Origin of the sequence: Pseudarthrobacter sp. NPDC092202 (assembly GCF_044755505.1) — a bacterium.
GTDB lineage: Bacteria > Actinomycetota > Actinomycetes > Actinomycetales > Micrococcaceae > Arthrobacter.
Map to the genome: position 1 here is coordinate 44,639 of NZ_JBIVRG010000013.1, position 23,196 is coordinate 67,834.

Annotated in this window: 16 protein-coding genes; 11 read left to right on the forward strand and 5 right to left on the reverse strand. The window is 62.8% G+C overall.

Going from position 1 to position 23,196, the window contains the following annotated elements:
* Window positions 1–5: 5 nt before the first annotated feature.
* The 5 genes from yidC to ACIQF4_RS17180 all read left to right on the forward strand — a co-directional run bounded on the left by yidC (window position 6) and on the right by ACIQF4_RS17180 (window position 4,731).
* Window positions 6–986, forward strand: a complete 981-nt coding sequence (gene yidC / locus ACIQF4_RS17160) for a membrane protein insertase YidC (protein ID WP_400517316.1) — start codon at window positions 6–8, stop codon at window positions 984–986.
* Window positions 986–1,552: a protein jag gene (locus ACIQF4_RS17165; RefSeq protein WP_400517317.1), complete on the forward strand. Its 567-nt coding sequence runs from the start codon at window positions 986–988 to the stop codon at window positions 1,550–1,552. The genes yidC and ACIQF4_RS17165 overlap by 1 nt, the downstream gene beginning before the upstream one ends.
* Window positions 1,553–1,573: 21 nt before the next feature.
* A complete protein-coding gene (rsmG, locus tag ACIQF4_RS17170) occupies window positions 1,574–2,224 on the forward strand; it encodes a 16S rRNA (guanine(527)-N(7))-methyltransferase RsmG (RefSeq protein ID WP_400517321.1) in 651 nt (216 codons plus the stop codon).
* Window positions 2,225–2,313: 89 nt separating this feature from the next.
* A complete protein-coding gene (locus ACIQF4_RS17175; RefSeq protein WP_350004129.1) occupies window positions 2,314–3,381 on the forward strand; it encodes a ParA family protein in 1,068 nt (355 codons plus the stop codon).
* Window positions 3,382–3,444: 63 nt separating this feature from the next.
* Window positions 3,445–4,731, forward strand: a complete 1,287-nt coding sequence (locus tag ACIQF4_RS17180) for a ParB/RepB/Spo0J family partition protein (RefSeq protein WP_400517318.1) — start codon at window positions 3,445–3,447, stop codon at window positions 4,729–4,731.
* 4,184 nt (window positions 4,732–8,915) lie between these two features.
* Here the strand turns inward: ACIQF4_RS17180 and trxA are convergent.
* The 5 genes from trxA to ACIQF4_RS17205 form a co-directional block, all read right to left on the reverse strand.
* Window positions 8,916–9,242, reverse strand: a complete 327-nt coding sequence (trxA, locus tag ACIQF4_RS17185) for a thioredoxin (protein ID WP_188810651.1) — start codon at window positions 9,240–9,242, stop codon at window positions 8,916–8,918.
* A gap of 36 nt (window positions 9,243–9,278) precedes the next feature.
* Window positions 9,279–10,235 carry a thioredoxin-disulfide reductase gene (trxB, locus tag ACIQF4_RS17190; RefSeq protein WP_400517864.1) on the reverse strand — a complete coding sequence of 319 codons (957 nt, stop codon included), beginning with the start codon at window positions 10,233–10,235 and terminating at the stop codon, window positions 9,279–9,281.
* Window positions 10,236–10,491: 256 nt separating this feature from the next.
* Window positions 10,492–12,048 carry an ABC transporter substrate-binding protein gene (locus tag ACIQF4_RS17195; protein ID WP_350004126.1) on the reverse strand — a complete coding sequence of 519 codons (1,557 nt, stop codon included), beginning with the start codon at window positions 12,046–12,048 and terminating at the stop codon, window positions 10,492–10,494.
* Between the two features lie 164 nt (window positions 12,049–12,212).
* Complete coding sequence (gene murJ, locus ACIQF4_RS17200; RefSeq protein ID WP_400517862.1) at window positions 12,213–14,381, reverse strand: murein biosynthesis integral membrane protein MurJ; 2,169 nt, start codon at window positions 14,379–14,381, stop codon at window positions 12,213–12,215.
* Between the two features lie 71 nt (window positions 14,382–14,452).
* Window positions 14,453–14,953 (reverse strand): NUDIX hydrolase, encoded by a 501-nt coding sequence (locus ACIQF4_RS17205; protein ID WP_400517861.1) that lies wholly within the window; start codon window positions 14,951–14,953, stop codon window positions 14,453–14,455.
* A 207-nt stretch (window positions 14,954–15,160) separates the two neighbouring features.
* Here ACIQF4_RS17205 and ACIQF4_RS17210 point away from each other — a divergent pair, with 207 nt between their 5' ends.
* From ACIQF4_RS17210 to ACIQF4_RS17235, 6 genes are all read left to right on the forward strand, one after another.
* Window positions 15,161–16,684, forward strand: coding sequence for a CCA tRNA nucleotidyltransferase (locus tag ACIQF4_RS17210; protein ID WP_400517860.1), 1,524 nt, complete (start codon window positions 15,161–15,163; stop codon window positions 16,682–16,684).
* Window positions 16,681–17,265, forward strand: coding sequence for a histidine phosphatase family protein (locus ACIQF4_RS17215; protein WP_400517859.1), 585 nt, complete (start codon window positions 16,681–16,683; stop codon window positions 17,263–17,265). The genes ACIQF4_RS17210 and ACIQF4_RS17215 overlap by 4 nt, the downstream gene beginning before the upstream one ends.
* A gap of 579 nt (window positions 17,266–17,844) precedes the next feature.
* The gene (locus ACIQF4_RS17220; RefSeq protein WP_350004122.1) at window positions 17,845–17,982 is read left to right on the forward strand and encodes a hypothetical protein; all 138 of its coding nucleotides are present in this window, start codon (window positions 17,845–17,847) and stop codon (window positions 17,980–17,982) included.
* A gap of 161 nt (window positions 17,983–18,143) precedes the next feature.
* Window positions 18,144–19,610 carry a glycosyltransferase family 87 protein gene (locus tag ACIQF4_RS17225; RefSeq protein ID WP_400517785.1) on the forward strand — a complete coding sequence of 489 codons (1,467 nt, stop codon included), beginning with the start codon at window positions 18,144–18,146 and terminating at the stop codon, window positions 19,608–19,610.
* Window positions 19,603–21,051, forward strand: a complete 1,449-nt coding sequence (locus ACIQF4_RS17230) for a phytoene desaturase family protein (RefSeq protein WP_400517784.1) — start codon at window positions 19,603–19,605, stop codon at window positions 21,049–21,051. Before ACIQF4_RS17225 ends, ACIQF4_RS17230 begins: the two co-directional genes overlap by 8 nt.
* Before the next feature lie 69 nt (window positions 21,052–21,120).
* Window positions 21,121–23,109 carry a penicillin-binding transpeptidase domain-containing protein gene (locus tag ACIQF4_RS17235; RefSeq protein ID WP_400517783.1) on the forward strand — a complete coding sequence of 663 codons (1,989 nt, stop codon included), beginning with the start codon at window positions 21,121–21,123 and terminating at the stop codon, window positions 23,107–23,109.
* Window positions 23,110–23,196: the final 87 nt, after the last annotated feature.

Sequence of the window (23,196 nt, forward strand, 5' to 3'; positions counted from 1 at the left end):
TAAGTATGGACTTCTTTGAAACAATCATGTTTCCGTTCAAATGGCTTGTGTCCATCATCATGGTGGGATTCCATGAGGGACTGACTGCCATTGGCCTGCCGGAAGCCTCCGGCTGGACGTGGACGCTGTCCATCATCGGCCTGGTGCTGGTGATCCGTGCCGCCCTGATTCCCGTGTTCGTCAAGCAGATCAAGGCCCAGCGCGGCATGCAGCTGCTGCAGCCGGACCTGAAGAAGCTTCAGGACAAGTACAAGGGCAAGACGGACCAGCTGTCCCGCCAGGCAATGGCGCAGGAACAGATGGCCATGTACAAGAAGCACGGGACCAACCCGTTCTCGGCCTGCCTTCCCATGCTGATCCAGATGCCGTTCTTCTTCGCACTGTTCACCGTGTTGTCGGGCATCTCGACGGCGAGCCGCGAGGGCGAGGGCATCGGCGCGATGAGCCACGAGCAGGTGGTGCAGTTCGATCAGTCCACAATCTTCGGTGCTCCGCTTTCCGCGACCTTGCTTCACGGCACGCCCCCTGGCGGCAACGTCGTCGCCGTTTGGATCCTCTCCATCCTCATGATCCTCGCCATGACGGCTTCGCAGTTCATCACGCAGAAGCAGATCATGGCCAAGAACATGTCCGAAGAAGCCATGGCCAGCCCGTTCATGCGCCAGCAGAAGATGATGCTCTACATCCTGCCGATTGTCTTCGGCGTGGGCGGTATCAACTTCCCCATCGGCGTCCTCATCTACTGGACCACCACCAACCTGTGGACCATGGGCCAGCAGTTCTTTGTGATCCGCCGCATGCCGACGCCGGGATCCCCCGCTGCAAAGGCCCTCGCCGAACGCCGGGCTGCCAAGGGCCTTCCGGCGCTCCCCATCCTGGGCGGCAAGAAGGACGAGGCCGCCGAGGACGCTGCTGCCGCCGCGGCCGTGGCCCAGGCAAAGGGCCAGCGCATCCAGCCACAACGCAAGAACAGGAAGAAGAAGTAATGTCTGCCGAGAGTACCGAACACGCCCTGTCCGAGGAGATCATCGATGATCAGGACGCGTCCGAGAACGGGGAGGCTTCCCTGCCCCGGGCCTCATCAGCCAGCCGCCTGGAGGAAGAGGGGGACGTTGCAGCGGACTACCTCGAGGAGCTCCTGGACATCGCCGACATCGATGGCGACATTGACATTGAGGTCCGTAACGGACGCACGTACATTTCCATCGTGACCGAAGAAGAGTCCGATGCCCTGGACAGCCTGGTGGGTGAGGACGGCGAAGTCCTCGAAGCCCTTCAGGAACTCACGCGCCTGTCAGTGCTGTCCGCAACGGAGAACCGCTCCCGGCTGGTGCTTGATATCAACGGTTACCGCCAGGAGCGTACCGGCCACCTGCAGAAGATTGCCGAGGACGCCGCAGCTTCAGTGAAGGAAAGCGGCCAGCCGGTGGCACTGGAACCGATGAGCGCCTACGAGCGGAAAATCGTCCATGATGCTGTCGCCGACCTGGGACTGGTCAGCGAGTCCGAGGGCGAAGGCGCTGGACGCCACATCGTAGTATCCGCCGAGTAGAGAATGGCTGATCCGCTAATCATGGTTGACATCACGCCGGCTGAACTTGCCGCTGCTGAGAAGATCTTCGGCGACCGTTTGGACCTGGCTAAGCGCTATGTGGAACACCTGGCCACCTCCGGCACGGAGCGGGGCCTGATCGGTCCGCGTGAGATCCCCCGCTTGTGGAGCCGGCATGTCCTTAACTGCGCCGTCATTGAAAGTGAGATCCCTGAGGGGAGCCATGTTGCCGACGTCGGGAGCGGTGCCGGTCTGCCCGGGCTGTGTCTCGCGATTGCGCGGCCCGACCTGGAGCTGACCCTCATCGAACCACTGGAACGCAGGGTGATTTGGCTCCAGGAAGTGGTTGACGACCTCGGGCTGGACAATGTGACGGTTATGCGGACCCGGGCTGAGCTGGCTGTGGGCCACGTGGAGGCGGATGTGGTGACGGCAAGGGCCGTATCCGCCCTTAGCAACCTCGCCGGCCTGACGATTCCCCTGCTTGCCGGCAAGGGTGAAGTGGTGGCCATCAAGGGCCGCAGTGCCGCAGAGGAGATCGAGAAAGCCGCCAAGACCATCCGTAAGCTTGGCGGCGTCGAGACATCAGTTCTCACTGTTGGTGAGAACCTCCTGGAGGAACCCACCACCGTGGTCCGTATCGTTGTAAACAAGTCCCAAAAGAAGGCCTAGTTCGGGCCCGGTGGCCCAACTCTGCCGGGTCCAGCAGTTAGGCTAGACATCGGCAGCAAATTTGGCTGAACGAGAGTGAGTGTGCCCCAGTGACAAGTAGCGAACCCTCCACACAACGGATACCCCCGTTTGTGTCTTTGGGGTCAGCACGTTCTGTCGCTGGTCCTCTCGCGGCGCCGGGCAGGGGTGGAATTCACCCGCAGAAGGTTTCGAACGCTTCCAAGTCAGCAGCCGTTTCACGTGAAACAACCGCTGGCGGACGATCAAATGTAATCGATGCGATTGATGATTCAAGCCCCATAGCCCGGGAGCTTGCGCACGAAACGAAACGTCGTGAGCGGTTGGTAGGCCGCCAGCTGCCGCGGCCGGAGAACACCCGTGTCTTCACGGTCTCCAACCAGAAGGGTGGGGTGGGGAAGACCACCACCACTGTCAACATTGCCGCGGCCCTTGCGGCCGCCGGCCTTAACGTCCTGGTCATCGACATTGACCCCCAGGGCAATGCATCCACCGCCCTGGGGATCGAACACCACGCGGACGTGGACAGCATTTACGATGTCCTGATCAACGATGTCCCTCTCGCGGATGTGGTGGCACCATGCCCGGACATCGGGAACCTGATCTGCGCACCCGCAACCATCCACCTGGCAGGCGCGGAAATTGAGCTGGTCTCCCTGGTGGCCCGCGAGCAGCGGCTCCGGCGGGCGATTGACGTTTATGCCAAAACACGCGAGAAGAACGGCGAGCAGCGGCTCGACTACATCTTCATTGACTGCCCGCCGAGCCTTGGCCTGCTGACCGTTAACGCTTTCTGCGCAGCCAACGAGGTACTCATCCCCATCCAGTGCGAGTACTACGCACTGGAAGGACTAAGCCAGCTGCTCAAGAACATTGAGATGATCCAGAAGCACTTGAACGCTGACCTGGTTGTTTCGACGATCCTTTTGACCATGTACGACGGCCGCACCAATCTTGCAGCCCAAGTTGCGGCCGAGGTACGCCAGCACTTCCCGGACCAGGTCCTGTCTGCTGTCGTTCCGCGCTCGGTCCGCATATCTGAGGCGCCAAGCTACCAGCAGACGGTGATGACGTACGACCCTTCCTCCAGTGGAGCCCTGTCTTATCTGGAAGCCGCTGCTGAAATAGCAGAGCGCTAAAATCTTCAAACTGCAACGACAGGAGCCTGGCGATGCCCGGCTCTACCACTGGAGGGATTACCAATGAGCGAGAAACGACGCGGCCTGGGCCGCGGTCTGGGTGCGCTGATTCCAAGTTCCGCCGCCGCCAACGGGTCGGGCAATGCTGCAACCGTCTCGCGTCCGGTAGATCTCTTTTTTCCTGAGGGACGCAAGAAGACCGAGCCTCTGGATGAGGCAGCCGATACCCTGCCGTCGAAGCCGGCGGAAGAGAAGCGTGCTGCGGCTGCGTCCTCCAAATCCTCCTCAGCCAAACCTTCAGCCAAGTCTGCTGCAACCAAGGGGCCGCAAGCCGGTACGACGGCACCGAAGGCGAATGCTGCCGCTAAGGCCGAGACGGAAGCGCCGGCTACACCGGCAGACAGCGTCGACGATGCTGACAAAGCAGGGCAGGAGCAGGCGGGCACGCCGGAGGAGGCTGCTTCGGCAGGTACCACCGGTGGGCGCAATGAAACCCCCGCATGGAACGACAATGGCGTTGATCTGGTGGAAGTGCCGGGTGTCCGCTTTGCAGAGATTCCGGTCTCTGACATCCATCCCAACCGCAAACAGCCGCGGTCTGTCTTTGATGAAGACGACATGGCTGAGCTCGTTCACTCGGTACGTGAAATTGGCGTCCTCCAGCCAATTGTCGTGCGGAAGTCAACCGAAGAAGGTAGCGAGCCATTTGAGCTCGTTATGGGTGAGCGCAGATGGAGGGCAGTTCAGGCCGCTGGCCTCGAAACCATCCCTGCAATCGTCCGGGACACCACCGACGACGACCTGCTTCGGGATGCACTGCTGGAAAACCTGCACCGCAGCCAGCTCAACCCCCTGGAAGAAGCTGCGGCCTACCAGCAGCTCCTGGAAGATTTTGGGACCACGCACGAACAGCTGGCCGACCGCATCGGCCGTTCGCGTCCGCAGGTGTCGAACACCCTGCGGCTCCTCAAGCTGCCCCCGCTGGTACAGCGCCGTGTAGCGGCCGGTGTTCTGTCTGCAGGCCACGCTCGCGCCCTCCTGGCCCTTCCTGACGCTGCTGCCATGGAGCGCCTGGCTCAGAAGATCGTTGCGGAGGGAATGTCGGTCCGCGCAACGGAAGAGGCTGTGACGCTGTACCAGGATCCGGCGAAACCCACGAAGAACAACATTCCCCGTCCTGGAGCCCGCCATGAGCGGCTCGACTATTTGGCATCCTCGCTTTCCGACCGGCTTGATACCAACGTCAAGATCTCCCTTGGCGTCCGTAAGGGAAAAGTGAGCATTGAATTTGCGAGTGTCGAAGACCTTAACCGCATTATGGAGGTCTTGGCTCCCGGCCAGAGTAATTAACTAATTTTCTTCGGGTAGGGCCCGGTTCACATCGAATCGGGCCCTACTTGTTTCTTGGGGGCGTCGCTATTGGGGACCATACGCAGTAGCTACCGGGTTCTATATTGGGAGGACCTGCAACCGTTGTAGGGCTGGCACAATTGGGGGCTCACGTGGTCACGCTGAGCGCAACCGCGTGGCCCATCGCTGTTTGCGAAGCCCGTCACCTCCGTTACCTGCATCTATTGCGCAGTATCTGGGCGGAAGCGCTTAGGCCTGGGTACGTACTAGTCAACCTCAGGCCCGAAACTGAAACCTCACCATAGCAGCTGTAAGTGTTTCTGCAGGCCTAAGACGACTGCGTAACGGCTCCAGACACGATTGTGCGTGCTCCGCCAAGCGTAGTGATGTTTCACGTGAAACTCCCTCGCCGGGCGGCACGGTTCGGAGTTTCCCTACTGTTCCTTCGCCAGACTGGCACTTAAGGGGTAGCGACGGGCCGCGAGGTAGGGGGCAGGGGGCTGGCTGGCGGAAACGAGGCCTATGTACCAGCCGGCCATTGGGGTAACCGCTATAAGGGCGAAGGTGGTCGCTCTTGGCAGCACGCATCGTCCTTCCACATGGAGATGGAGCCACGCACTATGCAATTGGACCACGATAAATCAATGGGGCTGTTGTAAGGCACGGCTGTGTACGGACCTTGAACCGTCCGATGAACACTTGTCCCCCAGCTGCAGCGGATTGTTTCGATGTTTCACGTGGAACATGCGGTGGTATGGACACGTCCGTGCCTTCCACCCCTAGTTCCGCTGGCTCCTCTTGCGCAGACCCAGTATGGCCCCGCGGTGTTGGGTCCTTTTCGTCGCTAGTAGAGGAAGCGAAGCAAGAGAGCTATAGTCCCCCTTGCCGCAGGTGGCCCGAGCAAAACTATGGCTGCGGCAGGTGGAGTGCAGTCTCTAAGGTTGCCTTGTCCAGCTTGGTGCCGGCGGTGTCCTCTGGTTAGGTTTTGGTGATCGCACGTGTGTTCCAATGGCAATTCTTCTCCTCGGTCCCAGGAGTCTGTCCAAACGCATTGCGTTTAAGGCCGGCAACCGGTGCCCGAAGTTGCTCGTCTGCGGTTCGGAGTAGTAAACCCCCCGCTCATGCCTGGATGAGGACGGAACTATGTCGGTCTTTTGTCCGAGCGGTCCCGCGGTCAACGTCTGGTGTATGCCTCGTTTCACGTGAATCAGGGGCGCGTCGGTAGAGCCGAACCGGATCCTACCTAGTCAGAACGAGAGTCTAAGTCAGGGTCCATGCCGGAGTTAGCTTGGAAGCCCCTTCCAAGGTTTGGGTCCGCGACCTCACGACCTCGCGTGCGGTGGGCGTGGGCAGAGTCCGAGCGGAAGGAGGGGGCGCAGCGTAACTGCTTCAGCATGGGTCGCACTGTAATCGAACAGCGGCGCAGGCCCGCTGATCGGCTGGTACTTTCTCTGAGCTGGGAGCCTACAAATCCCGCTATTTCATGGGACCTGATACATCGACGGGTCGTCTGGCGCCTATTACTGCACATCCAATGTTGCCATGCCGGGATCGGTCTGGCTTCCCTCGTGTTTGGACCGGGGACGCGCGGTGCACATCATTTACGTGCCGCTCGAAGCTCGGTTTCGTCAGCCAGTGACTCGCGTCCAGGGTGCCCTCCCCTGCTCGGAGCTACCGTAGTCCTCGTTAACTCCTGCGCGGCCTTGGTGACTCCGACAATGACTGTGTCCCGGAACATGGCCCTTGTCCGCATCCAGGGATGCGACATGCGCTGCAAGGGTTCAACGACGTGTACCAGCGCGGCAAAGCATGCGGAGCTTGTCGCTAGTTGTTTCCGGTCTTTCACCTCTCTAATGTACGTGTAAGGCAACGGCCTCTCCTCCTATCGTTTTCTACCTCGAATCACTTTTGGCAGGTATTGCAGGTCGTGGATAAAGCTGTGGATAACTATGTGGATGGGAAGCTGCAGGGGAGGAGAGTTTAGGGCCTTCCTGCTGTGCCGGGTCACAGGATTGACGGCACGGTGTTGGGACTCGCCTACGACCGGCAGTTGGTTCGCTGGTGTTTCACGTGAAACACCCGGCTCTCAGTCATGTTGGCAGCTCGCAAAAGGACGATAAACAGCTCACGTACTGCTATTTTCAGCAAAGTTCGGGCGTCGGAAGAGCTTCACGACTCGAGAGCCCAGAGTCGCGAACTGTAACACCGTTCGGAGTCAGTGACTGGCAGACATTCACCGGTCGGTGTCCGTCAAGTAGATAGTGCTGCCGAAGTTGCTCCGCCCTGTGGATATTGCTGTGAATACTCGCCGGTAGCTCTGTGGAAAACGCTGTGGATATCGTTCATGGTCCAGAACACCTGTCGGCTCTCTGGCGCTGTAGAAAGGTTAACGTTGGTCATCATCGGCGTCGATGCCTCAGGCCCTTCGCTTCTTTTGACGCGGGTGTGGCTTCCAAGTCAACGCCTATCCTCAACGCTGCGCTCAGCAGTTGGGCCGGTGAGCTGAAACTGCACGTTTCCCCGGAAATGCCTGGATTCTTTCCTTTCGTACTCCTGCTGATGTCGTGTACACGGTTGGGGTCAGCAACTCTGCGTGCGCCTTTGCTGGGATCGGCCAGAGAAAGGGGCGGTCCTTTTGAGCAGCGCGCCAGGTCGTGCGCGATGAGAACACATTGCACACAAGCCCCTTCTACGCGTCCCTAGCGCAGGCGAGAGGATCACGCTACGCAGAGCTGGCCCATACATCGCTAGCGACATTGGGCTAGCATCGGCGATTCTTCAGCTCACGTTTTCTCAGCAGATTCGTACTGCCGGGGTGCGGCACCGTGTCTTTAAGGCAAGCATCGCGGTTCGAGTCATACGGACCACCGGACGCGCGTTCTGTTTCACGTGAAACATCGCCGCCTCCGTCTGGCCACGCGCGAAGGTCGGAACTGCTGCGTGAACGCCGGGCCTGACTCCCAAGGGTCGGAAAGCGCACTCTTGTCCTGGCCTTCCAAGGATGGGGTCCGCGGCATTGAGCGACTCCTGCCGCGACACACAAAGTATTCGCACTACTGCAGGTCAACAGCAGCTCTCCCCTGGGCCTGAGCTCGCTTGAAGTCCATGGGTCCTCTGATGCCCGCACGGAGCGTGGTGCACGTACGGGAAAAAGTGGGAGATGGCCCGGTGACCGCTAGCGTGGACAAGGGACTCAGTTCTGCAGCCGAGGGGCGACTGACCGTACGGGGAACGTGCGTCTGTAAGTGACTTGGTTGGCTGAAGCCGTGGCACGCTGGGGCCGCGGCCGGCCTTCCAAGTCTGGTGAACGGCTCCCCTGTGCTTCTGACGCATGCGGCAGGGTGCACTGGGCATGCAGCCGAACCCAAAAAGGTGCGCAGCCCGCTAACTCTGCCAGTGACAATGGGCATCACGCTCTCGCCACCCATTTTCCCAGGGGCAGGGGCCGGGTACGCTAGCGCTGGCGGCTTCCTATCCGTACCAACGTGCAAGCAAACGGTAACAGACCAAGGCAATTGTTCTAGCTTGTTCCTGTGGGCTCTGAGAAGAAGACAACATGTGATTGGGCCCGAGCTCTGCGTGTCAGTTGCTCAGCGGACACCATGTTTCACGTGAAACGCGACACGGTCCGGCAGTGGCGACCGCGTTCTCTATACCACCGCAGAAGCTACCCCGGGGTCTACTTCGTTTACCTCGCTAGAATTCCTCCGGAGGACGATGGGCAGCCGGTTCCGCCTACGGGAGTCTATTCCGTCCAAGCAAGCGCTCTTGCTTGCTGTCGCTTCTGAAGTGAGCGTATATGTGGCCCAATACGTGGCCCAGTGTCTTAGGGACTCGTAGCGCTATAGATCATCGTGTAAAGCGACTGGTTCCCCAGATGGCATCTGGTGAATGTTTTTGCTGATTTTCAGGACGTGCACCGAGGGCATGGAAGCCCACCGCTAGTTGTGAGGGCACACTACGCTTGGGCATCAGAATTGAGCCGAGAAGCGCGTAGCATTTGTGCTCGAGCCGCGAGCAGGCGAACCCAGAGTCATGTTTCACGTGAAACAGGCACCACCGTTACTCAGTGAAGGCCCTGCAGCGGGCATGACATGGCTACGTTGCAGGCAATGTGGGGACAAAAAAGTGGCCACCGCTGTGCAGTGGCCACTATTCTGTTCAATTCAGGCGAAATGAAATTCTTAGGACAGTACGTCTGCGAATTCCTTTTCGAAGAACTGCTTGGGCTTGGCGCCGATGACTGTGCTCTTCACTTCCCCACCCTGGAAGAGGTAAACAGCGGGGATTGAGGTGATGCCGTATTCCGCAGCGATAGCCGGGTTATCGTCGACGTTTACCTTGACCACGTCCACCTTTTCGCTGTACTCGACGGAGATCTCATCGAGGATCGGGCCCAGTTTGCGGCAGGGACCGCACCACTCAGCCCAGAAATCAACGATTACCGGCTTTTCTGAGGACAGTACGTCCGTGCTGAAGCTGGCGTCTGTTACGTCTTTGGCGTTACTCATTAGCCTGATCTCTCTCTTCGGATATCGTGACGGTACTTACGCGGGCAAGTCTGCGAGGTAGTGCTCAACGTCGATCGCCGCAACACAGCCGGAGCCTGAAGCAGTGATCGCCTGGCGGTAGGTGGGATCCACCACGTCGCCGGCAGCAAAGACGCCGGGAATGCTGGTCCTGGAGCTGCGGCCTTCCACGGCGATGGTGCCCTCCGGGGTGAGGTCCAAGACATCCTTGACTAAATCGGTTCGGGGGTCGTTGCCGATCGCTACGAACACGCCCGTAACTGCAAGATCTGAAATGCTTCCGTCAAGAAGATTTTTCACCTTCAAACCGGTGACCTTTTGGTCGCCAATGACGTCATCCACTGTACTGTTCCAGACGAAGCTGATCTTCTCGTGGGCAAGGGCGCGGTCAGCCATGATCTTCGAAGCCTTCAGGGAGTCCCTGCGGTGAACGACGGTTACCGACCTGGCGAACTTGGTGAGGAACAGGGCCTCCTCCATCGCGGAGTCACCGCCGCCGATCACGGCAATGTCCTGATCCTTGAAAAAGAAACCGTCGCAGGTTGCACACCAGCTAACACCATGCCCGGACAGGCGCTTCTCGTTCGGGAGGCCCAACTCACGGTATGCCGAGCCTGTTGAGAGGATAACCGCCTTCGCCTTGAAGCTTTCGCCCGTTGCAATGGTGACCGTCTTCACGGGGCCTTCAAGGTCAAGGCTGGTGACATCCTCGAACTGGATCTCTGTGCCAAAGCGGACAGCCTGCTTTTCGAAGTTTTCCATCAGGTCGGGGCCCATGATCCCCTCCGGGAAGCCCGGATAGTTCTCAACATCCGTTGTGTTCATGAGTTCACCGCCGGCAGTGACGGAGCCGGCCAGCAGCAGCGGCTTCAGGTTGGCGCGGGCCGTGTAGACAGCTGCCGTGTAGCCAGCCGGGCCGGAGCCGACAATAATGACATCACGTACATCGGACGCGGTGTTTTCTGCAATGGTCACTGAACGGTGAACCTCTTCCTTGGTTGACGCGCCCCTCGTGGAGGCCGGCCACATGGCACAACTGCTACTTGTTGCTGATTATTCCGGCGCCCGGACACGGTGGCATACCGGCAGACAGCAGGAAGCCGTCACCGCAGGCGCTCTTTCAAGGTTACCGCCCCCGCCGCAGCACGACTTGGTTCCTCCGGTCCCGGCCTTAGCCCCCTGGGTAGTTCCGGCGGGCATGAGGGCCAAACCTTTGACCGGAGGAAGCTGCTTACTGGACCTTGATCTCCGCCAGCCTGATCCCGAATCCGTAGCGCGTCTTCGGAGCAGCCAGCCGGGGCAGGGAGTTGATGGAGACGATGACGTACTCGGCTTCTACCGGCTCCGCCAACGGCATGGTGAGGTCTGTCGAGGTGAAGCTGTTGGTGCCAACTGCTTTGGCGCCATCGAGTGAAGGACGGTCGTTGGTGTACACGGTGATGTTGCCACCGGAGCCGCCCAGCTGCGAAAGGGTGATGGAGGATACCTGGGCGGGCTGCTCGAGCTTCACCACGAGGGGGACGCCCTGTGGGGCCAGTCCGCCCCAGTTCTCGGTGGCAAACTCCATATCGGACCAGAAGCTCGCGGCGTTCCCGTCGTATGCCCTCACGAGGTCCCCATCAAAGGTGGCAGCAAAGTCGAAGTTGCCCTGCCTGGTGATGCTCTCGATGGCTGGCGGCACAGCGGGAGGGGCGGTTGTGGGCGCCTGCGTGGCAGCTGCCGTGTCTTCGGGGGCGCTGCTGTTGGTGCTGGCTGCCGTGGGCCCTGCCTGTGGCTGGGTGGAAAACAGGCTGCCCAGGTTGGTCACGGCAAACACAAGCCCGGCAATAAGCACTACGGCCAGCAGTCCGCCAACCAACCAGCGCATGGACCGGGGCTCGCGGGCAGGCTCGTCACGGTCGTCGTCGTCATAGCGGCCCTGATCGGGGAAGGACGCACCAGCGGCAGCGGCCGGCGCAGCCGAACGCGCAAAAACGGAAGACTTCTTCTTTGCCGGTCCAGGATTGTCGTCGGTGGACGGGCCAGCCGGGGAATGCTCTTCAGCATTCGCATAATCGTCGTCGGACCACAGGGACACTTTCGGCTTCCCGCCAGGCGAGCCGGGAGATCCTTGCGCAGGTCCTACAGCGGGACGGGGCGCAGTCTGGTGATCCTCCGGGTGTCCGGATCGATCGGAACCGGAGCCTGTGGCGGCACCGGCCGCCAGAGCTCCCCCTGCTGCAGCTGCCCTGCCAACCGGGGACGCCCCGTTGGACGTCCGGCCGGTGGACGGCGCGCCAGCAGGACGGACTGGCGGTTTCGGCGGTACAGCCGGTGCTGCGCGGTAGGGATCGACCTGGCTGGGGTGGTTGTCCGAGTAGTTGATGTAGCCGGCTTCTACATGGTCCTCATCGTCGTAGGGTTCCGGCTCGTTCGAGCGTGGCTGCCCAAAGATTTCGCTTCCCAGGGTGTCCGTGAAGAACGGTTCCACATAGGGAGGGTTGGAGGCCACCACCAGGTCCAGCAAATCCGCTGCCGAGGTGTGGTTGGTGATGAGGTACGTGGCCGCCTCGCTCATGCCGAGGTCCAGGACCTGGACGGTGCCGGGGCGTTCGCCGGTGGCTACTTCCCGGGCACTCTGGGCAACCTGTTCGGTGTTGCCGGGGCCGGCCACCAATATGCTGACGGGACGGTTCAGGACCTGATCCACACCGTCCAGCACCAGATCGTGGTCGTGCGAGGCCAGTACCGTGGCAGTGACCTTGTAGCGGCCGCCCAGTACTGATCCGACATCGATCGGGTTGGACACGTGTTCCTCCTAGACTGTCCGGGATTGCCGGCTTGAATGATGCAACCATCGTCCAGGAGCAGGCGGGCGCCTGACCCCTGGATGCAACTACCCTGTACCTTTTCGATCCTAGCGGATTGAGCCCCTTCCACCTTGGACAAAGGCGGCCGGGAACCGCTGGAACATCACTTTTTCCGGGGGTGCCTTGACTTGAAATGTGGGTTCTCGCCGGGCTTCCCCTGGAAGGTGCGGCGCCCTGGCAGGGGGATCTGCTCCCGCAGCAATCCTCCCCGCGCGGTGCTGGGCTGGTCCTCCCCGGGGAGGTAGCCGCCGTCGGGCCTTGGCGTGCCATCACCGTCGAGGGGCTCCTTCCGCTCCCCGTGCTCCGGTGCCCCCTGCTCCGGAGCCGGTCCGGCCCGGAAGGAGACAGCATCGAACTCGCCGGAAATCCTTGGGATGAGGCCCGTGTCCACGGAGGTGGTGGCGCGCTCCGGGTCTGGACGCCCCCGCGAGCCGGACGGCGCATCAGAAGGCGAACCGGATGGGGAGTCCGACGGCGTGGTCCCTCCTCCGGCGGGAGGCGCGGCCGGTCCGCCGCGCCCCAGGCGGCCGAGGAGGGGCCGGAGCAGGTCGCGCAGCTCGGAGACACGGAACAACTTGAGCAGGAAGAAATAGACGACCAGCATCACCGGGCCCACCACGATGAGGGTGATAAGGGCTGTGAGCCTGTCGCGCCAGGCAAACCCGTCAGGACTGTAGCTCCCCAGCAGCCAGAGGGCGCCGGCTCCGGCGATGGCTGAACCCAGCGCTGCATACGCCATGCGGATATAGGAGTTGGCGATCCGTGGCCCGTCCAAATGCCCCAGGAGGCGCCGCAGGAACCAGGCGCTGATGACCACCGAAAGGATGTTGCCCACCATGTAGAGGACCGCGATGGCGTAAATGATCTGGGTGACGGGCAGGAACTGGATGGCAAAGGCACCTGCCACATAGACAATTGCCAGGAGCAGCTGGACGTAGAAGGGCGTGCGGGCGTCCTCGTTCGCGTAGAACACCCGGGACATCATGAAGTTCGCGCTCATGAACGGCGTGCTCAGCGCCAGGATGGTGAGCGTCTGGGCCAGCATCACGCCGTCCTGCCGGAGCCCGCCCGAGAAGAACATTCCCAAGGGACCCGCCAAGGCGAAGAGCGCCAGGGCACCAAACACGGTTGCCACCGCCATGGTCCGCAGGCCGTGCGAGAGGGCATCGCGCAGCTCGTCGCGGTTGCCGTCCTGGGAAGCCCGGGTCATGCGGTTGAACAGCACCGTGGCCAGCGACAGGGCAATGATGGAGTGCGGCAACAGGTAGAGCTGGCTGGCCACCTCCAGCACGGCGTTGCCGGGCAGCATGTAAGCCGCGGGGTCCCCCGCCTGCTGCAGCTTGATGCGTTCAGCGCCGGGAATGGTGGCGATACGCATGACGTACAGGAAGGCGAGTTGGCCTACGGCGGCGGTCAGCAGGGTCCAGACGCTCAGCCTGGCTGCCTGGCCCAGTCCCACCCCGCGCCAGCCGAAGCGCGGCCGGATGCCCAGCTTGAGCCGCATCACGGGGATCATCAGGATGGCTGTCTGGGAGATGACGCCGATGGTGGAGAACCCGGCTACCAGCAGGGTCTGGGTCTCGCCCCAGTTGTCCAGGGTGTGCGGATTCAGTTCGTTGGCACCGAAAATCCAGATGAACATTCCCAGCCCGGCAATGGCCACCAGGTTGTTAAGGATGGGCGCCCACATGGCGGGCCCGAAGGCTCCGTTGGCGTTCAGGACCTGGGTCAGGAGGGCGTAGAGGCCGTAGAAGAAGATCTGCGGCAAGCACCAGAAGGCGAAGGCCACGGCCAGCGCTTTCTGCTGCGGCGTGTAGCCCTGGGTGGTCAGTTCAATGACCCAGGGGGCAGCCAGCGTCACCAGCGCCGTCAGACCCAACAGGAGCAGCACAGCCAGCGTCAGCAGCCGGCTGATGTAGTCCGCTCCCCTGTCCGGAGCCTTGCTTGCCTTGATGATCTGCGGCACCAGGACGGCGTTGAATACCCCGCCTGCTACCAGCAGGAAGATCAGGTTGGGCAGGTTGTTGGCGTTGATGAACGTGTCATTGACGGTGGAACCCAGGCCGAGCGCCGTACCCAGCATCCAGGTCTTGCCAAAGCCCAGGAACCGGGACACGAGCGTCCCGGCGGCCATGACGGCGCTGGACCGGGTTTCACTGGCAGCCACAGCGCCAGGGCTGCTGTCCGCGGCGGCCGGTTCGGGGGGAACGCCGGCCGGGACGGAATTGCCGGGCCGGCCGGCTTTATCGGAAGGAAAGTTGGTTGCTGACATCGACTTCATCGTCTCACCCGAAGGCGGTTAAAGCCGCAACGCCGGCACCCTGCGCCCGGATACCAGCAGTCCTACAGGTGCTCCGGCAGGACCTCGCGGGCGAGGTCGGCGATCCGGCGCTCATTGGGGAAGGACAGCTTCCGGGCCAGCTCCTGGATGGGAACCCATGCCACGTCCACGGCTTCCTGGTCCGGATCGTTCTCGATGGTCAGTTCGCCGCCCGTTGCGCGCAGTAGGTAATGGTGGACCGTTTTGTGGACCCGGTGGCCGCTGACCGTAAACCAGTAGTCAATGCTTCCGAGGGGCGCGAGGATGTCCCCCTCGATGCCGGTTTCCTCGGCGATTTCCCTTACCGCAGCCTGCTCGTTGTTTTCCTTGCCCTCCGGATGGCCCTTGGGCAGGCACCATTCCAAACGTCCGCCGCGGTTAAGGCGGGCAATAATCGCAACCCTCATCCCGGCATCGGACGTGTCCACTACAACGCCGCCGGCTGAGACTTCCTCAACCGTAGGCAGCGATGCCGGTGCCGCATGCTGGGCGGGCGCAACGTGCGCACCGATTGCCGAGGGCAATGGTGCGTTCGTCCTCCTGCCTGGAGCGCTCGGTACTGGTTGGGCCATGGAGTCCACTCTAACGACTGTTGCCCGCTCGTGATGACCGGAACATGACACCAACATGGACTGCATATGACGCACTTTGCCGGCGGTGGAGTGATTCCGCACGATCTTGACCGTATTTTGGCCTGCCGACGCGCTGGTTTCTGACAAGCTTAAGTAACTATGGCTCACGCACATCACAAGACTGATTCCCAGACCGTCGATTTCCAGGTGGACCCGGTGGTCCTGGAGCTCGGCCAGCGCTTCGTGGACGCCGGCCACGAGCTGTCGCTGGTGGGCGGGCCGGTGCGCGACCTCTTCCTGGGCCGGACCTCCCCCGACCTGGACTTCACCACCGACGCCACCCCGGACCAGACGGTGGCCCTCATCAAGAAGTGGGCGGACAACTACTGGGAGATCGGCCGCGCCTTCGGCACCATCGGCATGCGCAAGGCAGGCTTCCAGATCGAAATCACCACCTACCGGGCAGAGGCGTACGATCCCGATTCCCGCAAGCCCGTGGTGGCCTTCGGTTCCTCCTTGACTGATGACCTGCTCCGGCGGGACTTCACCATCAACGCCATGGCCCTGAAACTGCCCTCCCTGGAACTGGTGGATCCCTTCGGAGGCGTACGCGACCTGCATGCCTCCGTGCTGGCTACCCCCGGGGCACCGGAAGCCTCCTTCTCGGATGATCCGCTGCGGATGATGCGCGCGGCGCGCTTCGCTGCCCAGCTGGGTGTTTCCGTCCACGACGACGTCCGGCAGGCCATGACGCAGATGGCCGAGCGGATCACCATCATTTCCGCCGAACGGGTACGGGACGAACTGGTCAAGCTCATCTGCGGCGCCCGTCCGCGGGTCGGCGTGGATCTGCTCGTGGACACGGGCCTCGCCGAGTTCGTGCTGCCGGAGGTTTCCGCCCTGCGGCTGGAATCGGACGAGCACCACCGGCACAAGGACGTCTACCAGCATTCCCTCCAGGTACTGGAACAGGCAGCGGAGCTGGAGACGGACAGCGAGGGCCCGGTGCCCGGTCCGGACTTTGTCCTGCGCTTCGCAGCATTGATGCACGACGTCGGGAAGCCGGCAACGCGCCGCTTCGAACCGGGCGGCGCGGTGAGCTTCCGGCACCACGACATGGTGGGAGCAAAGCTCACCTCCAAACGCATGAAGGCGCTGCGTTTCGATAACGACACCACCAAAGCCGTGGCCCGCCTCGTGGAACTCCACATGCGCTTCTACGGCTACGGGGATGCAGGCTGGAGCGACTCTGCAGTCCGCCGCTACGTGACCGATGCCGGGCCCCTGCTGGAACGGCTGCACCGGCTCACCCGATCGGACGTCACCACCCGCAACCAGCGGAAAGCCGAACGCCTCGCCTTCGCCTATGACGACCTCGAAGCCCGCATCGCCGCCCTTCGGGAGCAGGAATCGCTGGATGCCGTGCGCCCGGATCTTGACGGCGCCCGGATCATGGCCCTGCTGGGCATCAAACCCGGTCCGGTAGTGGGCCGTGCCTACAAGTTCCTGCTGAATGAGCGGATGGAGAACGGTCCCCTGCCGGCGGAGGAAGCGGAAGCACGGCTGCTCCGCTGGTGGGCAGGGCAGCCGGAATCGGCGCCTGCCGAACCCACACCTCCTGCGCCTGACGCTGGAACGTCCCCCGCCGCCGTCGAGCCGTCCCCTTCTGAGGAGTCCAAGTGACCATTCCTGCCCTTGCCCCCCGGCCCCAGCTCTGGATACTGCGCCACGGCGAGACCGAATGGTCCAAGAGCGGCCAGTACACCGGGCTTACGGATCTTCCACTGACCGTCGAGGGTGAACAGCAGGCCGTGGAGGCCCGGAAGGTGTTGGACCCCGTGGACTTCGACCTCGTGCTCACCTCGCCGTTGAGGCGCGCACGGCGTACGGCCGAGCTTGCCGGCTTTCCCGACGCCCAGCACGAACCCTTGGCGGTGGAGTGGAACTACGGCGATTACGAAGGGATCAGCTCGGACCTGATCCGCAAAGACAATCCCGACTACCTCATCTGGACCCACGGCGTTCCCAACGGCGAAACGCTGGATGAAGTTGCGGCCAGGGCGGACAAAATTATCGGCCGCGTGCTCGAGTCCGGCATGGACAATGTGCTGATTGTGGCCCACGGCCACTTTTCACGGATCCTTACCTCGCGCTGGCTGGAATTGCCGCCTGCCGAGGGCCGCCATTTCATTCTGGGTACTGCAAAGGTGTGCACACTCGGGTGGGATAAAAAGACGCCCGCGATCGTCCGCTGGGGCCTTTAGCAGCGAAAACCAAAAATTAATTGGATAAATTCCAGCTATCTAGTAGCGAATCATCCAACCAGTAGTGTAATTTTATTCCTGTTCCCAGGGCGTCCTGCCGGGATCACGGCGCACGCTGCCCGGGCCTTAGCCCCAGCCGCGGCAGAGCAGAAAAGGAGGTTGGGACAATGATTACTTTGACTAGCGGACGGAAGCTGACCATCACCGCTGCCCCGGCCACTGATGCTTTTGTGCGCCCCCTCTGGGATTACGCCGGCTCCTAGCCGCTACTCCCGCCTGGATCTCCGGGCAGCAGCGTCCTTTCCCCGGGCCTTGGATCGGCAGGGCACCAACCTGCGCATTGCAGGTGCGGCCACTGTGACCGATTTTCCCGGAACACGGAATCTTCCTGCCTATTCTTTTGCCTATTGCCCTGATCATCGGCAGCTTTAGTGCCCATTTTCGGGTAATTGGCGTCTAATTCTTTCTGCCAATATTCGCACCGCCATAATTCCCTGCCTCAATTTTATCCGGCTAGGAGGGGCCTAATTGCCGTGCCCAAATGTAGGCGCACGCCCTCAACTGAAGGAGGTGATTGCCATGAAGAAGTTCAGAAAACTCCTGCTTCCCGCCCAAGGACGGCGCAGCATCCGGAGGAAGTTCAATGAGACGCTGCTGGAAAAGCAACGCGAGGACGTGTTCGTCCTGATGCACCAGCAGATCGGCGGAACCCGCTAAGGAACCTGCGGGGGCGGTCCGGGACAGCTGCGAAAAGAACTGCCTCAGCCAGGAGCTGCCGTGGATATCAGCGAACCTGTGGCCGGAGCCCACGCGGCGGCGCGTGGGCTCCCCGCCCGGGCGTCCAAACGGCTTCGGGGTGCGGCGGTAAGCTCGAAGACATGGAGGACACCCAGCCGCCCGAGCATCGAGGAAGGCTGCGCCTTGTTGTTCCAAGCCGCAGCGATGTCCTGCTGAGGAACTTCACGGAAGTGGTGGGCGGACCCCTCGGATCCCGGACCGCTCCAGGGATCGTTTCCCCCGGCGTCTTCAGCGTGGAACGGGTACTTGTCCTGCTGACCGTCCTGGCGGCACTGGCGGGCATCCTGCTGAAGGGATACTGCCGCGCCAACGGGTGGGAATCCCCCACCCAGTTTTACGCCACCTGCTACTCCGACTTCCCTGAACTGTTCCGCAACCGCGGACTGGCAGACGGCAACTTCCCCATCCTGGGAACAGGGAGCCAGTTTGAATACCCTGTCCTGACGGCCCTTATCGCCGGGGTTACGGCGTGGCTGGTCCCCGGCACCGGAACCCCGGATGCCCGGATACTTGCCTACTTCGATATCAATGCCGCTCTTCTGGCCGCCGCCGCGGCGGTCACGGTGCTAACCACCGCCCGGATGAGCGCCCGCCGGCCCTGGGACGCGGCCATGGTGGCTTTGGCGCCGGGCATCATCCTGGCCGGCACAATCAACTGGGACCTCTGGGCGGTGGCCCTCCTTGCCGTGGGCATGTACTTCTTCTCCCGCGAGCGACTGGTGCTGGCCGGCGTCTTTATCGGCCTTGCCACGGCAGCAAAGCTGTATCCGCTGCTTATTCTGGGCGCCATCCTCCTGCTCGCCATCCGGACCGGACGCTTCCAGCCCTTCCTCAAGACCACAGGGGCTGCCGCTGCCTCGTGGGCCCTTGTCAACCTCCCCTTCGCCGTCACAAATTTCCCTGGCTGGGCCTACTTCTTCCAGTTCTCGGCGGACCGCGGCGCCGGATACAGCTCACCCTGGTTCGCCTACAACCTGGTGCTGGGCAGGCTGAGGGGGCAGGAGCTCAGCGGTGCAGCCGTAGACCTGCTGTCCCTCGGCCTGTTCGTGGTGGGGTGCGCCCTCATCGCCGTGATTGCCCTGACCGCGCCGCGCCGCCCGCGCCTGGCCCAGCTTGTCTTCCTGGTTGTGGCGGCCTTCATCCTGACGAACAAGGTCTACTCGCCGCAGTTTGTCGTGTGGCTGATTCCTCTCCTGGCGCTGGCCAGGCCGCGGTGGCGCGATTTCGTGGTCTGGCAGGGCATCGAAGGCCTGCACTGGGCCGCAGTATGGATGTACCTTGGACAGGTGACCAGCGCCGGCTCCTCGCAGCACAACCTGGATATGCCCTACTACGTCCTTGCCGTGGCAGCGCACATGCTGGCCGTCGCCTACCTGATGGCACGGGTTGTCTGGGACATCTACGACCCCACCTACGATCCCATCCGCCGGCACCACCTCGACGATCCGCATGGCGGGCCGTTCACCGGCGCGCCGGACCGGTTCCGGCTGAACCTGCGCCGCCGGACAGGCACCACGCTCCCGCGGAAGGCAGCATCAGATGCCTGACGTAACGGTGGTGGGCGCAGGACCCAACGGGCTGGCCGCCGCGGCAGTGATGGCAAGGGCAGGGCTTGCCGTGGAGGTCTTCGAAGCCGCGCCTGTGGTCGGCGGCGGAACCCGCACTGCCGAACTTATGCAGCCGGGCCATTTCCATGACGTCTGCTCCGCGGTTCATCCAATGGCCTTGGCCTCGCCCTTCTTCCGGGCTTTCGAGCTCTCACAGCGGATGGAACTTGTTACTCCCGAGCTTTCCTTTGGATCACCGCTGGACGGCGGCCGGTCAGCCCTCGCCTACCGGTCGCTGGACCGGACAGCGGCTGGACTCGGCAGGGACGGCGCGGCGTACCGGCGGCTGATGGGCCCCATCGTGCGGAATATCGACGACGTCATGGACTTCACGCAGAACCAGCTCTTCCGCCTTCCCCGCAATCCTGTGGCCGCGGGCATTTTCGGCCTGCGGACCCTGGAGCAAGGTTCGGGACTCTGGAATGCCCGGTTCCGGGAGGAAGCCGCTCCTGCGCTCCTCAGCGGTGTTGCGGCCCACGCCGTGTCCCACCTTCCGTCGCTGGCTGCCTCCGGGGCAGGGCTGATGCTCGGAGCGCTGGGCCACGCGGAAGGGTGGCCCATTCCCCTGGGTGGTTCTGCCGCCATCGCCGCCGCCCTGGCAACGGACATAGAGGCGCATGGTGGCATCCTCCATACCAACACCCCCATAAACCGGTTGGCCGACCTTCCGCCCGCCCGTGCCACCCTCCTTGATGTTGCGCCGCGCGGACTGGTGGACATGGCCGGCGACTCCCTTCCCGGGCGCTACCGCAGAGCCCTGGAAGCCTTCCGCTACGGGAACGGCTCGTGCAAGGTGGACTTCATCCTCTCCGGCCCCGTGCCGTGGGAGGCTGCGGAACTGGCTGACGCCGGAACAGTCCACGTTGGCGGGACCAGGGCGGAACTCGCGCACGCGGAAAACGAGGTCAGCATGGGCCGGCACCCCGAACGCCCTTACGTACTGGTGGCCCAGCCTTCCCGTTTCGACCCGCAGCGTGCTCCCGCCGGGCGCCACACCCTGTGGACCTACTGCCACGTGCCGGCCGGTTCAACCAGGGACATGGTTGAAGCCATCACCGCACAGCTGGAGAGATTCGCCCCCGGTTTCAGGGACCTCGTGGTGGACACCAACGTGGTGACCGCGGCCCAGCTGGCAGAGTACAACCGGAACTACATCGGCGGGGACTTCAGCGCGGGCACCATGGACCTCCGCGGGCTGGTCCAGCGGCCTGTAGTGTCCCGGCACCCTTGGCGCACCCCAATGCGCGGCGTCTACCTTTGTTCCTCCTCCACGCCGCCCGGTCCCGGGGTCACGGGCATGCCCGGGCTGCACGCGGCAACCCATGCGCTGAAGGACATCTTCCAGCTGCCCGTTCCGGCGTTGGGCCTGGATGCGTCGTAGCCAAAACGCAACACTTCCAAGCCCTCCCAGTGGCCAATTCCACTTGCTGCGCGGGGTGATAATGGCCGGATGGGGAAATCAACAAAACTTTCTGTTGCCGTAGCTGCGCTCATCCTGGGAACCTCGCTGGTGGCCTGCGACGACGGCAGGAGCGGCGCAGAAGCCGCAGCAGAGCAATTTGCCACAGCAGTTTCTGGACTCGACGTGGCGGGGGTTGCCTTCGACGGCAAGGACGCCGCTGCTGCCAACGATCAACTGCGCGGCGTCTTCAAAGCACTGGATCCGCAGAAGCCCGAGGTTGAAGCAGGCGCTGTCACCCTGGACGGGGACAACGCCTCGGCTCCCTTGAACTACACCTGGAAATTCGGTGAAGCCGAGTGGAAATACACCGTCCCGGCCAACTTCAAGAAGTCCGGCGACAAATGGCTTACGGTCTGGAACCCGGCAACCCTGGCACCCGGCCTCGCGGACAGCGAGATCCTGGCCAAGGGGTCCCAGTCCCCGCCGCGTGCGGACATCCTTGGGGCCGGGGACGTCCCCCTGGTCACCTACCGTCCGGTGGTGAACGTCGGCATAGACAAACCGCAGCTGGGCGCTGCCGATCCCGCGGACTCCGCCACCAGGCTTGCTTCCCTTGTGGGGGTCGACCCCGCCGGCTACGTCCAGCAGGTGAAAGCCTCCGGCGACGAAGCCTTTGTTTCCGCCATTACCCTCCGGGAAGAAGGCCGGACCATCACCAATGATCAGATCGCAGCCATCCCCGGTGCCCGTGCCATACCTGCTTCTGTGCCGCTGGCACCCAGCCGGACCTTCGCCCGCGCCGTGCTCGGCATCGTGGGAGAGGCCACTGCTGAGCAGATCGAAGCGTCGGAAGGTGCCCTGGCGGCGGGCGATGTCACCGGCATCGGTGGGCTGCAGCAGCAGTATGACGAACAGCTCAGGGGGACGGACGCCGTCGTGATCCGCGCGCAGCGGGCCGACCTGACGCGCGAACAGATCCAGTCAGCGGCAACGGATCCCCGGCGGGTGCTCTTTGAAGTGGCGCCGGAGCCCGGCACCCCGCTGAAGATAACCATCGACCCGGCGCTGCAGGCACTGGCGGAGACCACCCTGGAGGACGTGGGACCGGCATCGGCAATCGTGGCGCTGCGCCCTTCCAGCGGTGCCGTGCTGGCCGTGGCATCGGGTCCCGGCAGCAACGGCTACAACACGGCCATGCTGGGCCAGTACGCGCCGGGGTCGATCTTTAAGATGGTGGATTCCCTAGCCATGTTCCGCAACGGGCTGACTCCCGATTCCAAGGTTGAGTGCACGCCGACCCTCACGGTGGACGGGCGTACCTTCAAGAATGCCGACGGTTATCCCGAGGGCTCCCTGGGTTCCGTCAGCCTCCGGGACGCTTTTGCACATTCCTGCAACACGGCGTTCATCGCCGCCCGGGACACCGTGTCACAGGGACAGCTCGAGGCCGCCGCCCTGGCCATGGGCATCGCTGTCGAAGCACCTTCGCTGGGCGCCGACGCGTTCCTCGGATCGGTCCCCGGCGAGGCGGCCGGGACGGAGCATGCCGCCTCCATGATCGGGCAGGGCAAGGTGCTGCTTTCTCCCTTGGCGGCGGCCATGATGGCCGGTTCCGTGGCCAAGGGCGCACCGGTGTCACCACAGCTGGTCCTGAATCCCGACGGCGGTGCTGCCGCGGCCGGCACGACGAGCGGTTCCACGGCACCGGCAGCCCAGCCTTCCGCGTCCGCTACGGCGGAACCGCCGTCGACGGCGTCGGGCGAGCCGATTACCGCTGCCGAGGCCACTGCCCTCGGTGACATGATGCGCGCCGTGGTCACCTCCGGCCACGCAGGATTCCTTTCGAGCGTTCCCGGGGCACCCGTGGGGGCAAAGACCGGCACCGCTGAATACGGCAAAGAAAACCCGCCGAAGACGCATGCCTGGATCGTGGCTGTCCACGGCGACCTGGCAGTCGCCGTGTTCGTGGAGGACGGCGGACTGGGAGCGACGACGTCCGGGCCGCTGCTGAAGGAGTTCCTCACCGCAGCCGGGTAGTTTTTGTCCATGTATGGCGACTTCGCTGCCGGCAAAGTCGCCATAAGTGGACAAAAACTCTCCGTCGTGGCCGTGGGAAGATGGAGT